This window comes from Methylobacterium sp. WL120, from assembly GCF_008039465.1.
Taxonomy (GTDB): domain Bacteria; phylum Pseudomonadota; class Alphaproteobacteria; order Rhizobiales; family Beijerinckiaceae; genus Methylobacterium; species Methylobacterium cerastii.
The window spans coordinates 1-13,498 of the sequence record NZ_VRUT01000026.1 but is presented as its reverse complement, the minus strand read 5'-3'; the positions used below and the strand labels follow the sequence as shown (position 1 = coordinate 13,498).

Below are 13,498 nucleotides of genomic sequence, written 5' to 3'. Positions count from 1 at the left end.
GGCGGCGGTGCCCGCGATGACGTCGATCTCCGGGCTGCCCGCCTTCCTCGGCTACGGCGCCGTCGCCTGCGGGCTGGTGGCGCTCTACCTCGGCGTCTACTTGACGGCGACCGCGCACCGCGAGATCGCGCTGATCCGGGCGAACAACGTCGCCGCCGCGATCGCGCTGGGCGGCAGCCTGGTCGGCTACGCACTGCCGCTCGCCGTGGCGATCTACAACGCGCAGTCTGTCCTCGACTGCGTGATCTGGGGCCTCGTGGCGCTGGTCGTGCAGATCCTGATCTACTTCCTGGTCCGGCTCGTCCTGCCGGACCTGTCGCGGCGGATCGCAGATGGGGAAAGCGCCGCCGCGATCCTGCTGGCCGCCGCCTCGCTCGCTGGCGGTGTGATCGACGCCGCGTCCATGACCTACTGAACGCGGCCGGTCGCGGCCGTCCGATCGTCGGCCTGCGACCTTCTCAAGCGCGGCCGGAGTTCTTACGTCTCGGCCTTGCGGCATTCTGCCGTCCAGGAGCCGGGCCGTCCGAGACGGTCCGAACGATCATGTCCTCGCCGATCGAACGGTCCTCGAAGCGCTCGACCACCGTCGCGCTCGTCCTCGTCGCCGGCGCAGGGGCCACGGCCTTCGCGCTCGGCCGCTGCGACCCCTCGCAGCGCGAGGAGGACGTGCTGGTCTACCGCGATCCCGACGCCTGCATCCGCGGCGGGCTCCGCACGGAGAACGATTGCCGGAGCGCCTACGCCACGGCCCTGGCCGCCTACCCGGAAGGCGCGCCGCGCTATCCCTCACGCGTCGATTGCGAGGGGCATCATGGCGCCGGGCACTGCGTGGACGGTACCGCCGTCGCGGCGAGCGCCGCCGGGAGCTTCGTGCCGATCCTCGCCGGCTACGCGGTCGGCCGACTGGCCGAGCAGGCCCTCGCGCCGCAGCCGCTGTATGATCATCGCCCCGATCAAGCCGGCATCGCGTCGTCCGGCGCGGGTGGAGGCGGCTACTGCACGAGCTGGGGCGGGCGCGTCGTCACCGGCAGCGGTGGCGCGTCGTCGAGCGCGCGGGTCTCGTCGCCCGCGGTGCGTCCGGCCGCCTTCGGCGGGTTCGGCGCCACGGGCCGCAGCTTCGCCGCGCACGGGACGGCGGGCCACGGGGGCGGCGGCTGATGCGCCGCATCGCGTTGGGCGAGCGGCCGGACTGGCGCGCCAGCGCGCAGACCAACGGCTTCACCTTCCACACCCTCGACGGGGCACCTTATTGGGACGAGAGCCACGCCTACGCCTTCACCCTCGAAGAGGTCGAGCGCGACATCGAGGGGCCGGGCACCGAGCTCCACGCCCTGTGCCTCGACTTCGTCGCCGACGCGGTCGAGGACGCGCGCATCCTCGCCTCGCTCGCGATTCCGGAAGCCGCCTGGGACGTGGTGCGTGACAGCTGGCGCCGCGGCGACCCCACGCTCTACGGCCGGCTCGACCTCGCCTATGGCGGCGACGGCACCGGCCCGGCCAAGCTCTTGGAATACAACGCCGACACGCCGACGGCGCTCTACGAGGCGGCGGTGTTCCAGTGGCTGTGGCTCGAGGACCTGCTGCGGCTCGGCCGGCTGCCGGCCGGGTCGGACCAGTTCAACGCCGTGCACGAGCGCCTGATCGCCCGCTTCCGCGCGGTCGGCGGCGCGTCGCTGGCGCTGACGGCTTACGCCGACGCGCCCGAGGACCGCGGCACCGTCGCCTACATCGAGGATTGCGCGCGCCAGGCCGGCCTCGCGACCCGCTTCCTCGACCTCGGTGACATCGGGCTCGCCGCCGACGGCCGCTTCGTCGACCGGGCGCTGACGCCGATCACGACCCTGTTCAAGCTTTATCCGTGGGAATGGGCGTTCGCGGATGCGTTCGGCGCGGCTTTGTCCGCGACGCCGACGCGCTTCCTCGAACCGCCGTGGAAGGCGGTGCTGTCGAACAAGGGGCTGCTGCCGCACCTGTTCGCCCGCGAGCCGGGCCATCCGAACCTGCTGCCGGCCTATTTCGAGGATGACCCCCAGAAGGCGCGGCTCGGTACCTCTTTCGTCAAGAAGCCGCTGTTCTCGCGCGAGGGTGCCAACGTGCTGATGGTGTGCGACGGCGCCGTGCTGGCCCAGGACCACGGCCCCTACGGCGCAGGCGGTCACGTCCGCCAGGCGCTCGCCGAGCTGCCGTGCTTCGACGGGCGCCACGCCCTCGTCGGCGCCTGGATCGTCGGCGACGACTGCGTCGGGCTGTGCCTGCGCGAGTCGGATGGGCCGATCACAACGAACGCGGCCCTGTTCGTCCCGCACGTGATCCTGCCGGGGTGAGTGCGCCGATGACGCGCTGTGCAAGGCGCGCGCGACGGCCTATCTGAGCGGACGTGACGGACATCCTCTTCTACCACCTCCAGAACCAGCCGCTCGAAGCGGTGCTGCCGAACCTCGTCGAGAAGTCGCGCGAGCGCGGCTGGCAGGCGGCGATCCAGGCGGCGACCGAGGAGCGGCTGCAGGCGCTCGACGACCACCTCTGGACCTTCCGCGACGACAGCTTCCTGCCCCACGGCACCGATCGCGAGCCGGATGCGGCGAGCCAGCCGGTGGTGCTGACGCTGCGCGAGACCAACCCCAACGCCGCCGCGATCCGCTTCCTCGTCGAGGGCGCCGACCTGCCGCCGGATGCCGGCGACTACCAGCGCATCTGCGTGCTGTTCGACGGCACCGACCAGGATGCGCTCCTGCGCGCCCGCGAGCAGTGGAAGGCGGCCAAGGCCGCCGGCCACGCGGTCGCCTACTGGCAGCAGGACGACGACGGCCGCTGGCTGAAGAAGGCGTGACGTTCCCTCGCGCACCCGACCGGATTTCAGGATTCGCCATGCGCTTGTTTGACAATGCGATCGAGGCCGCGCTCCGCGCGCTTCCCTCCCCCCTCTGCGGGAGAAGGTCGTCCGCTCAGCGGGCCGGGAGGGGGGAGCGACAGTGCCGGATAACGCGCACCCCTCTCCCGAGCCTCGCCGACGCGAGGCAAACCCTCTCCCGCAGGGGAGGGAGGGCATGCGCGTTCGGGTTTGCGCTCCTGATGGCTTTCGCCCCGCTTCCGGCCATCGCCCAGGCGCCGCAGCGCGGCCCCTCCGAATCGCGGCCGGCCGAGGGCCGCAAGCTTCCGCCCGATTCCACCACCGAGCAGAGCGTCACGCTCCCCAACGGCCAGAAGCTCGACTTCACCGCCACCGCCGGCAGCCTGCCGCTGGTCGACGAGTCCGGCAAGCTGCAGGCCGAGATCGCCTTCGTCGCCTACACTCGCCCCGCGGCGGCCGGGACGGCGCGGCCGATCACCTTCGCGATCAACGGCGGCCCCGGCGCGGCGTCGGCCTACCTGAACGTCGGCGCGATCGGCCCGTGGCGCCTGCCGGCCGACGGGTCGAGCATCAGCCCGTCACGCTCGGTGGCGCTGGTGCCGAACGACGGCACCTGGCTCGACTTCACCGACCTCGTCTTCATCGATCCGGTCGGCACCGGCTACAGCCGCGCCGCCGACGGCGACGGCAAGGCGTATTGGAGCGTCGACTCGGATGCCTCGGTGCTGTCGGCGGCGATCGCCCGCTACCTGCGCGTCAACACCCGCATGGGCGACCCAAAGTTCTACGTCGGCGAGAGCTACGGCGGCTTCCGCGGGCCGCTGATCGCCGCCAAGCTCCAGGAGGATGTCGGCGTCGGCCTGTCGGGCCTCGTGCTGCTCTCGCCGGTCCTCGATTTCGGCACCCTGTCGCCGCCGCGGTCCAACCCGTGGGGCAACATCCTGCGGCTGCCCTCGTATGCGGCCGGCGCCCTCGAGCGGGCCGGCACCGTGCCGACCCGCGACACGCTCGCCGACACCGAGCGCTACGCCACCGGCGCCTACCTGGCCGACCTGTTGAAGGGGCCGAACGACGCGCCGGCGGTGGCGCGCCTCACCGAGCGCGTCGCCGCGCTGACAGGGCTCGATCCGGCATTCGTCAAGGCACAGGGCGGGCGGCTGTCGTCGAACAGCGTCCAGCGCGAAGTCGACCGCGCCACGGGCCGCGTCGCCAGCGCCTACGACACCGGCGTCAGCGGCTGGGACCCGGACCCGACCGCGGCGCATTCCGGCTTCGACGACCCGCTGCTCACCGCTTTGCAGGCGCCGCTCACCAGCGCGATGATCGACCTCTACGCGAAGAAGCTGAACTGGCGGGTGACGAACCTGCGCTACGAGCTCCTGAACACCGCCGTGAACCGCAGCTGGAGTTGGGGCGGCGGCCGCTCCGCGCCCGAGGCGGTCGGAGCGCTTCGCGGGGTGCTGGCGCTCGACGGCAACGTCCGGGTGCTGGTGGCGCACGGCTTCACCGACCTGGTGACGCCGTACTTCGCCTCCAAACTGCTGATCGACCAAATCCCGTCCTATGGGCCTGAGCCGCGGCTGTCGCTCGCGGTGTACCCTGGCGGGCACATGTTCTATTCCCGCCCCGATACGCGGGCGGCGTTCAAGCGCGACGTCTCGGCCCTCTACGCCGCCGCGCTGAAGGCCCGCGAGGGCACCGCACCCAACTTGGAGCGCAAGGAGGCGCCGTGACGTTGCCCGACCTGCGAACGCTCGCCAGCGGCACCCTGTTCGCGGCAGCCCTCCTCGGCGCCTGCACCGTGACCGAGCGGACGCCGCCGCCGGCCCCTTCCGAGATCGTGCCGATCCCGCCGCGCGTGGCCGCGGCGCCGACCTTCACCGGTCCGGTGCTCGCGCCGGACGGGTCCTGCACCGGGCCGGTCCCGACGAGCGCCGCCGCGATCGAACTCGGGATCGGCGAGTGCGACCTCGTGCGCCTGAAGGGCCGCCCGCCGGTGGACGTGCTGGTGGGTGAAGGCCGCGCGGGTCGTGAGGTGCAAGTGCTCTACACCGAGCCCGGGGCGAAGGAGCTTTACTTCTTCGTCAACAACAAGCTCGACCGCTTTGTGAAGTAGGCAGCCGGAGGCGCGTCTTCGCGTCGCGACCTTTACGACATCGTGAGCGAGGCGGCGCGATCCGCGCTACCGCAACCGCCAAACCTTCAGCACGTCGCCGCCGAGGGGCAGCGGTTCGAGCCAGTCGGCCTGGACTTCGCCGCGGGCGAGGCGCGTGGCGAAGGCGGGTCCGTCTAAGCCTGGGCTCGGCCGCGCACGGCAGACGACGACGTAGCGGACGCCGTGCGCCGCCACGTGCCGGCGCAGGTCGGCCTCGCTGCCGCCGAGACCTTCGATCGCGGCGGTGAGCCCTGGGATCGCCCGGTGATACGGCGCCGCGACCACCGCATGCGGCGTCCGCATCAGGATCGACGGCCCCATGACGACCGGCGCGAGCACCGTTCCGGCGGGAAGCGCGGCGAGCGGCTTCACCGCGGCGTCGGCCTGGCAGGCGAAGGCCTCGGCGCTCGCCGCGGCGGCCCCGCTTTCTTCGAACAGGCCGGCGAGGGCCGCCGGGGCCATCCAGGCGGTGCTGATCATCGCGATGCCGAGGGCGGCGAGGCCGGCCCGCCGGCGCGGCGCGGCGGCGCGGTCGCCCGCCAGCGCGAGGGCGCGGTCGAGCACCGGCCCGGCCACCAACGGGATCAGCCCGGAGGCGACGTAGATCCCGCGGAACTGGAACCAGCCGATGACGAGGCCCGGCCAGAGGAGGACGGCGGCGACGCCGTAGGCGCGCCGATGTTCGGGCGCCCCGCGGAACGCCGCCCAGGAGGCGGCAAAAGCCGCCAGCGCCAGGACGGGATAGTAGACCAGCATCTCCCACTGCCGGCGGGCGACGAACTTCGGCACCGAGGTCATCTCGTTGACCATGAGCAGCCAGCGGTCTCGGACCAGCGGCGTCATCCCCGGGAACGGGCCGCCGAGGCAGATCGGAAACAGCAGAGCGAAGCCGCCGACGAGGACCGCGCCGATCGCCGCGACGACGGCGATGCGCGCCCCGATCGAGCCGAGCCGCCGGTCGAGCCCGGCGCAGGCGAGCGCGGTCGCACCCCCGCCGCCCGCGAGCCAGAGCCAGGGCGGCGAGAGCGCGTCGCAGGCGGTGGCGGTCCAGAGATGCGGCGCGGTCTGGGCCCCGAACAGGAGCGGCGCCGCGAGCCCGAGCCCGAGGCCTAAGCCGAGGAAGCAGGGCAGGCCCGGCCGGCCGCGAAAGACCCAGTCGCCGACCACGAACAGCGCTCCGAGCGCGACGGAGGGCAGGCCTTCGAGGCCGATCGCCAAGGAGAAGGCCGCGAGCGCCCCGGCCGCCACCCCGGCCCGCGCGCCGCCGCGGATCAGGGCCGTCGCCATCCCGAGGATCGCGATCATCTGCACGTCGTGGTGGTCGACGCGGCCGGCGGCGAATTGCACGGTGACGCCGAAGGTCTGCGTCGCGGCAAGCACCGCCAGCATAGCCGCCCGCGGGCCGAAGCTCGTCCGGACGCCGGAAAAAAGCGCGGTCGCGTAGACCGCGAGCAGCAGCGGCGGCCAGAACGCCGCGACGAGCCCCTCCGCCAGACCGGAGCCGACCCACGGCGTCAGTGCGAGCAGCAGGCCGGCCAGCGGCGCGTCGAGCAGGCGCGACCAGTGGCTCGGCACGCCGTCCGGCGGCAGGAAGCGGTACTGCACGTTGTCGTACCAGCCCTGGCCGGCGGCGAGGTCGCGGGCCTCGACCAGGCGCATGGCGTCGTCGGTGTCGGGCACGCGCAGGTGCCGGATCGTCTCGATCACGTCGCCCGGCGGATACAGCGTGACGACGCAGAATAGGACCAGCAGCCACAGGAGCTTGCGCGCATGGAGGCCCGCCGGCGGCGCGGCCGGAAACGAAGCTGTGGCCGCCATCGCGCCTCTCCGGTTGTCCGCCGGAGGGTCCGGCCGCGACGGGTCTCGTCGTGCTGGCGCGACCTTGCCGCGAACGCGCTTAACGGGCGGTCAAGGCCGCCGGCTTGGCAGGTTTCCTTAACCACGCCGGGCGCAAGGTCCGACGACGCGAAGGCAGGCCGGGGCAGCGGATGAGTCACCACACCGAGACGCTGGTGATCGGCGGCGGACCCGCCGGGCTGACGGCGGCCTACCTGCTGTCGAAGCAGGGCCGCGACGTCACCGTGCTGGAGCGCGACCCGGATCAGGTCGGCGGCATCTCGCGCACGGTGAGCCACAACGGCTACCTGTTCGACATCGGCGGGCACCGCTTCTTCTCGAAGTCGAAGGCCGTGGTCGACCTCTGGGACGAGATCCTGCCCAACGACTTCATCGAGCGTCCGCGCCTGTCGCGGATCTATTACCAGGGCAAGTACTACGCCTACCCGTTGAAGGCGTTCGAGGCCCTGCGCAACCTTGGGATCCTCACCAGCACCGCCTGCGTGCTGTCCTACCTCTACGCCCGCGCCAAGCCGACCCACGAGCCCAAGCACTTCCACGGCTGGGTCCGCAACCAGTTCGGCGAGAAGCTGTTCTCGATCTTCTTCAAGACCTACACCGAGAAGGTCTGGGGCATGTCCTGCGACGCGATCTCGGCCGACTGGGCCGCGCAGCGCATCAAGGGCCTCGACCTCGGCGCCGCCATCCGCGACGCGCTGAAGCGATCGCTCGGGATCAAGGCCAAGCGCAAGGCCGGCGAGCCGGTGATCAAGACGCTGATCGAGTCGTTCCGCTATCCCCGCCGCGGCCCCGGCATGATGTGGGAGGCGGCCGCCGACAAGATCGCCGCGCAGGGCGGAAAGGTGCTGCTCGACCGCGGCGTCGACGGCCTCTCGTTCGACGCCGCCGCCGGCCTGTGGCGCGTCTCGGCCCTGCGCGGCGACGGCACGCGCGAGACCTTCACCGCGCGCCACGTGATCTCGTCGGCGCCCGTGCGCGAGCTCGTGGACGCGATCACGCCGCGCCCGATCAGCACATTCCAGGCGCGGGCGCTGCAGTACCGCGACTTCGTCACGGTGGCGCTGATCGCCAAGTCGCAGGAGGACTTCCCGGACAACTGGATCTACATCCACGACCCGTCCGTCCAGGTCGGCCGGGTGCAGAACTTCCGCTCGTGGTCGCCGGAGATGGTGCCCGACGAGGCCCATACCTGCCTCGGACTCGAATATTTCTGCTTCGAGGGCGACGGCCTCTGGACCGCGAGCGACGCCGACCTCGTGGCGCTGGCCAAGCGCGAGATCGGGCAGATCGGCCTGATCGACCCGGCCGACGTGATCGACGCCTGCGTCGTGCGCCAGCCCAAGGCCTATCCGGTCTACGACGAGACCTATGCCGAGAACGTCGCGCTGGTGCGGATCGAGCTGGAGAGGGACTACCCTACGTTGCATCTTGTGGGGCGTAACGGCATGCACAAGTACAACAATCAGGACCATGCGATGATGACGGCGATGCTCACCGTCGAGAACATCGTCGCGGGCAAACGCCGCCACGACGTCTGGCGGGTCAACGAGGACGCCGAGTACACCGAGGCCGGCGTCTCCAGCGCGGAGCACGCCCTCGCCAGCGAGCGGCTGGTGCCGCGCAAGGTCGCCTGAGGCGACAGAGGCCGGGCCGCGTCACGACGCGGCCTTGCCGGCGCCCGCCCGCGGCATACACTCCCCGCCAACGCCCGGTCTCAAGGGCGGTCTCGGGAGATCAGCCCCATGCGTCCGGTGTTCCTCGCCGCGCTTCTGTCCAGCGCCGCCCTCGTCACGTCCGCCCTCGCCCAGGGCGCGCCGCCCGCCGAGACCAAGGCCAAGGTGGACGACCTGGTCAAGCTCCAGGGCATGCAGAGCACCAACACGGCGCCCGCCCCCGAAATCCCGCAGATCGGCCGCAAGGCCGACGCGATCCGCAAGACGCTCGCCAAGATCAAGCTGCCCGAGGGCTTCAAGATCGACCTCTACGCGATCGTGCCGGACGCCCGCGCGATCGCCGTCGGCCCCAATGCCGGCGTGCTGTTCGTCGGCACCCGCAAGACCAAGGTCTACACCGTCACCGACCGCGACAAGGACCGCGTCGCCGACGAGGTCCGCGCCTTCGCGCCGGGCATCGACTTCAAGATCCCCAACGGCGTCTGCTTCTCGAAGGACGGCGTGCTCACGGTTGTCGAGCAGAACCGGGTGCTGTCCTTCCCCGCGGCCGAGTTCTTCTACGAGAACCCGGACGTCGCCGCCGGAATCGTGGTCAAGCAGGGCGAGCTGATCCCGGCCTCGGAGGAGAGCTACAACCACACCGCCCGCGTCTGCCGCGTCGGCCCGGACGGCAAGACCTACATCGCGCTCGGCCAGCCCTACAACGTGCCGGCGCCCGAGAAGATGGACCTCTACCGCACCCACGGCATCGGCGGGATCGTGCGCATGGACGCCGACGGCAAGAACCGCGAGGTCTACGCCACCGGCATCCGCAACTCCGTCGGCATCGACTTCGCCGCCGACAAGTCGTTGTGGTTCACCGACAACCAGGTCGACGGCATGGGCGACGACAAGCCGCCGGGCGAGCTCAACCATGCCACCAAGGCCGGTGAGAACTTCGGCTTCCCGTGGTTCGGCGGCGGCGCCGTCCGCACCGTCGAGTACAAGGACCAGACCCCGCCGGCGGGCGTCGTCGCCCCGGTGGCCGAGCTGGCGCCGCACGCGGCCGACCTCGGGCTGACCTTCTACAACGGCCGCCAGTTCCCGCAGGCCTATCGCGGCGGCATCTTCATCGCCGAGCACGGCTCGTGGAACCGCACCGAGCCGGTCGGCGCGCGCGTCATGTTCGCGCCCGTCGTCGACGGCAAGGTCGGCCAGCCGAAGCCCTTCGCGGAAGGCTGGCTGACCGGCGACGGCGAGTATCTCGGCCGCCCCGTGGACGTCGCGGTGCTGCTCGACGGCTCGCTCCTGGTCTCCGACGACGCGGCCGGCGCGATCTACCGGATTTCGTACGAAAACGACGCGAAATAGAACGCACTTCCATCGGTACAGCCACACGCACCGACACCTGAACGGCCACTTGCACGATCACTTCCAGGATCACTTTCAAAACCACTTGCAAAACCACTTGCACAGTCACCTGCACACGCACGCGCCGGGCTCGCCTGGCGCGTGCGGCCGGGGTGCCGATCCCGGGCTCGGCGGCGTGCGGGCGATGCGCATTCTCGAACGTCCACAGGCTCGCACCCGCCCGGTCCCCGCATGATCCGCCTCGCCGCCTTCGCCCTGATCCTCGCCCTCGCGCCCGCCCTCGCCCAGGCGGGCGACGCGGCGGCGGGCCGGAAACGCGCCACCGCCTGCCAGACCTGCCACGGGATGGACGGGCTCTCGAAGCTGCCCGAGGCACCGAACCTCGCCGGCCAGGTCGAGGTCTACCTCGTGAAGGCGCTCACCGAGTATCGCGACGGCACCCGGCAGAACCCGGTGATGTCGGTCGTGGCCAAAGACCTGTCGGATGCCGACATCGCCAACCTCGCGGCCTATTACGGCGGCTTGCAGATCGAGGTGATCCCGCCGGGCTGAGCGGGACGAACGCCGCCGGCCGGGGGGGCGAATTTGTCCTCGGCGTCGAGCCTCGGATTGAAACGCGAGCCTGCTCGACCGGCTGGTCTCGACCCGATCGTGGCGTAGCGATCGACCTGTAGGATGCAAAAGGCCGACGTTCGCGCGCTTGGCATCGGGAATGTCGGCTGGCGTCGGGGCTGTCTGCCGAAGGATCTATGATGTCGGTCGGTCGCGGTCTACTGCTTGAAGAGCCATAACGATTCGAGGACGACCGCCATGCAGGAAGACGGCGGAGATCCGGATGGATGGGCTGGCATGAACGCCATCAGCGCCAACGACATCGTCGAAACCATCCCGACCGGTCTTCTGGTGCTCGACGGGGATCTGCGCGTCCGGTCGGCCAATCGCGCGTTCTGCCGCACCTTCGGCGTGACGGTCGAGGACACCATCGGGCAGCGGTTGTTCGAGCTCGGCAACGACCAGTGGGACATTCCGGCTCTCCGAGACCTGCTCGGCACGATCATCCCCGATGACCAGGTCGTCGAGGCCTACGAGGTCGAGCACGACTTCCCCGGGATCGGTCGCAAGGTCATGCTTCTCAACGCCCGCAAGGTCTACCGCCCGGGCGACGGCACAGAGCGGCTTCTGCTGGCCATCGAGGACGTGACGGAGGCGCGCGAAGCGCGACGCGAAAGCGAACGCACCTGGGAACTTGCCCAGAACGTCGTCGATACCATTCGGGATCCACTCCTGATCCTCGAAGGCGACATGCGGGTGACCACCGCGAGCCGCGCCTTCCTGCAGCTCTTCGACGTGCCCGCCGAAGCCGTGATCGGCCATAAGCTTCACGACCTGTCGCAGGGGCAATGGAAGATCGGGAAGCTGCAGGCGCTGTTGGCGCGCGTGGTCCCGGACGAGGAGGCCTTCGACGGCTTCGAGATCGAGGACGAATTTCCGGGCCTCGGAAGACGAATCTTCAAGCTGAACGCCCGCAAGGTGTTCCGCCCCGGCGATCACGTCACCCGGATGCTGGTGGTGTTCGAGGACGTGACCGAGGCGCGGATGCTCGAACGGCATCGCGAGATGCTGTCGACCGAGCTGGCCCATCGGATCAAGAACAGCCTGACGGTCATCACCTCCTTCGTATCCTACGAGGCCCGCCGGGCGGCCGAACCGTGCCGGGAAGGCTACCGGGCCATGCAGGCTCGGATCGGTGCGGTCGCCCAGCTGTACGATGTCATCGCGCGCTCCGCCGCGCTCGGCCCGGTCCCGATGGACACCTACCTCACCGGCATCGCCACGAGCTTGCGCGCCAGTCTTCTGGGGGAGGGCTCGCACGTCACGATCTCCGTCTCCGCGGAGCCGCTGTCGATCGATCCCGATCACGCGGTGACGATCGGACTGATCGTCAACGAGCTCGCGACGAATGCGGTCAAGTACGCGTTCCCTGACGGGAAAGGTCAGATCGTCCTCGGGTTCGACCGGCGTGAGGGTGAGGTCGCCCTGACCGTCAGCGACAACGGCGCCGGTCTCGTGGTCACCGGCGGTGGGCCATCCGGCTCGGGACTCGGCTCGCGCTTCGTCGAAGCCTTCGTGCGCCAGATCGACGGCATTCTCGCGACCGCGACCAACGCCCAGGGCACGACGTTCACGGTACGCCTTCCGTCGTCCATCCTCGCATGAGGGTGGCGCTGCGATCCAATCGGATCGCCCGGGTGGAATGTCCGATCGTGGGGGCCGCCTGGGCCTGCGCGATGATCTTTTCGGCTCGAAGCGGACCGGCAGAGATGCATGCGTTGCACACCGCCTGCCCGACGTTCACACTGAGACGCGACCCCAGCCGGGGGTAGCCCAAAGCCGATCCTGGACGCACGCGGAGGCATCGATGCGGGTTCCCACAGCTTTCGCCCCGGACGCGACGGTGTTTCCCGCACGCGTCGCGATCGGGCTCGGGCCGCGCCCGGTGCTGGTCGTGGCCGCCGCCGTCGCGCTCGTCGCCGGGACGATCGGGGTCGTGCGGGCGCCTGCTGTTGCGATCGATCCGGATCTCGTCCGGGTGATCCGCTGCATGGCCCTGATCAAGGGCGGTCTGGCGTTGGCCGCGCTCGCGGCCTGCCTCTGGCGGCTCGGGCGGCCGGCCGCGGGCTGGCGCAGATTCGCCTACGTGGCGGGGCCGCCGTCGATGCTGGGCGGGGCCGTCGCCCTGTGGTCGCTGCACGGGGTCGGGCTCGCGGCGCTCGGCCTGCATCTCGGGCTGTTCGGCGTGCTCGCCGCGGGGCTGACGGACCCCGCATTCTTCGACGGCTGGCGCCGCCGGCGCGCGTGACGGCGACGCGATTTTCCATAAAACGCGTCAGCGGCCGAGCCGCCGCCTGGCCTCGTCGCGGGCTCGATGCTCGAAGCGGGCGAGGGCGACCCGGCGCTCCAGCGAGAGCGCGTCGCGCCCCGGCGGCATCGCGATGATCTCGGCCACGGTCTCGCGCTCGCGGTAGAGGCCTTCGAGCGCCGAGCCCGCGAGCGTCGCCGAATCGAGCCTGTCGGCGAAGGCGTCGTGGTGGCAGGCGCGCACGATCTCGGCCTCCAGCAGCAAGCCCGGAGCGCAGGCGCGCTGGTCCTCGTCGTAGGCGGTCTTCAGAAGCGTCGCGACGCCGCCGCCGACGAGCGCGAGGCTGATCGCCACCGGCCTGCCGTCCAGCGCCAGGATGTCCGCGCGCCCGCCGACCGGCCCCTGCGCCGGCCCCTCCTTCTGCCCGAACAGCGCGCGCGCGAAGGCCGCGTGATCCGGGCGGCAGGCCATCGCCGTGCCGGCCGCGCCCTTCCAGCCCGCGCGCTCCAGCGCGAGGAAGGCCGCGACCGCTTGGTCGAGGTCGAGGCCGGCGGTCGCACTCGCGAAGGTCACCGCGCCGGCCTCGCCGAGGCGCTTGGCGCGGCGGCGCAGGTCCTTCAGGCGGCCCTTGTGCGGGTGGCCCTCCAGGAACGCGTCGTGGCTCGCGCGCCGGTCGAGCACCGGGCGTTCGAACGCGGCCACCGTGGCGCGCCGCCAGCCGGCGCGGTCCATCGCGGCGACGAGGCCGGCGC

The 13,498-nt window shown here is 71.1% G+C and carries 13 protein-coding genes; 11 read left to right on the top strand and 2 right to left on the bottom strand.

From position 1 onward, the window contains the following. The first annotated feature begins 16 nt into the window (after positions 1 to 16). The 6 genes from FV229_RS07620 (at position 17) to FV229_RS07595 (ending at position 4,967) form a co-directional block, all read left to right on the top strand. Positions 17 to 415 carry a DUF350 domain-containing protein gene (locus FV229_RS07620; RefSeq protein WP_147751382.1) on the top strand — a complete coding sequence of 133 codons (399 nt, stop codon included), beginning with the start codon at positions 17 to 19 and terminating at the stop codon, positions 413 to 415. 128 nt (positions 416 to 543) lie between these two features. Further along, positions 544 to 1,158 carry a DUF1190 domain-containing protein gene (locus tag FV229_RS07615; RefSeq protein ID WP_147751381.1) on the top strand — a complete coding sequence of 205 codons (615 nt, stop codon included), beginning with the start codon at positions 544 to 546 and terminating at the stop codon, positions 1,156 to 1,158. Then, entirely contained in the window at positions 1,158 to 2,324 is a 1,167-nt protein-coding gene (locus tag FV229_RS07610; RefSeq protein ID WP_147751380.1) for a glutathionylspermidine synthase family protein, read from the top strand. The genes FV229_RS07615 and FV229_RS07610 overlap by 1 nt, the downstream gene beginning before the upstream one ends. Positions 2,325 to 2,377: 53 nt before the next feature. Further along, a complete protein-coding gene (locus FV229_RS07605) occupies positions 2,378 to 2,830 on the top strand; it encodes a DNA polymerase III subunit chi (protein WP_147751379.1) in 453 nt (150 codons plus the stop codon). 242 nt (positions 2,831 to 3,072) lie between these two features. Beyond that, positions 3,073 to 4,584, top strand: coding sequence for a peptidase S10 (locus FV229_RS07600; RefSeq protein ID WP_147751378.1), 1,512 nt, complete (start codon positions 3,073 to 3,075; stop codon positions 4,582 to 4,584). 68 nt (positions 4,585 to 4,652) lie between these two features. After that, a complete protein-coding gene (locus FV229_RS07595; protein ID WP_238272230.1) occupies positions 4,653 to 4,967 on the top strand; it encodes a hypothetical protein in 315 nt (104 codons plus the stop codon). 66 nt (positions 4,968 to 5,033) lie between these two features. Here the strand turns inward: FV229_RS07595 and FV229_RS07590 are convergent, their stop codons facing one another. Further along, entirely contained in the window at positions 5,034 to 6,824 is a 1,791-nt protein-coding gene (locus FV229_RS07590) for a hypothetical protein (protein ID WP_147751376.1), read from the bottom strand. Positions 6,825 to 6,994: 170 nt separating this feature from the next. Between FV229_RS07590 and FV229_RS07585 the strand changes: the two genes are divergently transcribed. The 5 genes from FV229_RS07585 to FV229_RS07565 all read left to right on the top strand — a co-directional run bounded on the left by FV229_RS07585 (position 6,995) and on the right by FV229_RS07565 (position 12,746). Beyond that, positions 6,995 to 8,497: an NAD(P)/FAD-dependent oxidoreductase gene (locus FV229_RS07585; RefSeq protein ID WP_147751375.1), complete on the top strand. Its 1,503-nt coding sequence runs from the start codon at positions 6,995 to 6,997 to the stop codon at positions 8,495 to 8,497. Positions 8,498 to 8,605: 108 nt separating this feature from the next. Further along, positions 8,606 to 9,886, top strand: a complete 1,281-nt coding sequence (locus FV229_RS07580; RefSeq protein ID WP_147751374.1) for a PQQ-dependent sugar dehydrogenase — start codon at positions 8,606 to 8,608, stop codon at positions 9,884 to 9,886. A gap of 231 nt (positions 9,887 to 10,117) precedes the next feature. Next, a complete protein-coding gene (locus tag FV229_RS07575; RefSeq protein ID WP_147751373.1) occupies positions 10,118 to 10,438 on the top strand; it encodes a cytochrome c in 321 nt (106 codons plus the stop codon). A gap of 297 nt (positions 10,439 to 10,735) precedes the next feature. Then, a complete protein-coding gene (locus FV229_RS07570) occupies positions 10,736 to 12,103 on the top strand; it encodes a PAS domain-containing protein (protein ID WP_147751372.1) in 1,368 nt (455 codons plus the stop codon). A gap of 202 nt (positions 12,104 to 12,305) precedes the next feature. Continuing rightward, complete coding sequence (locus tag FV229_RS07565; protein ID WP_246688100.1) at positions 12,306 to 12,746, top strand: hypothetical protein; 441 nt, start codon at positions 12,306 to 12,308, stop codon at positions 12,744 to 12,746. Between the two features lie 27 nt (positions 12,747 to 12,773). Here FV229_RS07565 and FV229_RS07560 read toward each other — a convergent pair. After that, the coding region (locus FV229_RS07560) for a GNAT family N-acetyltransferase (RefSeq protein WP_147751371.1) at positions 12,774 to 13,498 on the bottom strand (725 nt) is incomplete at its 5' end.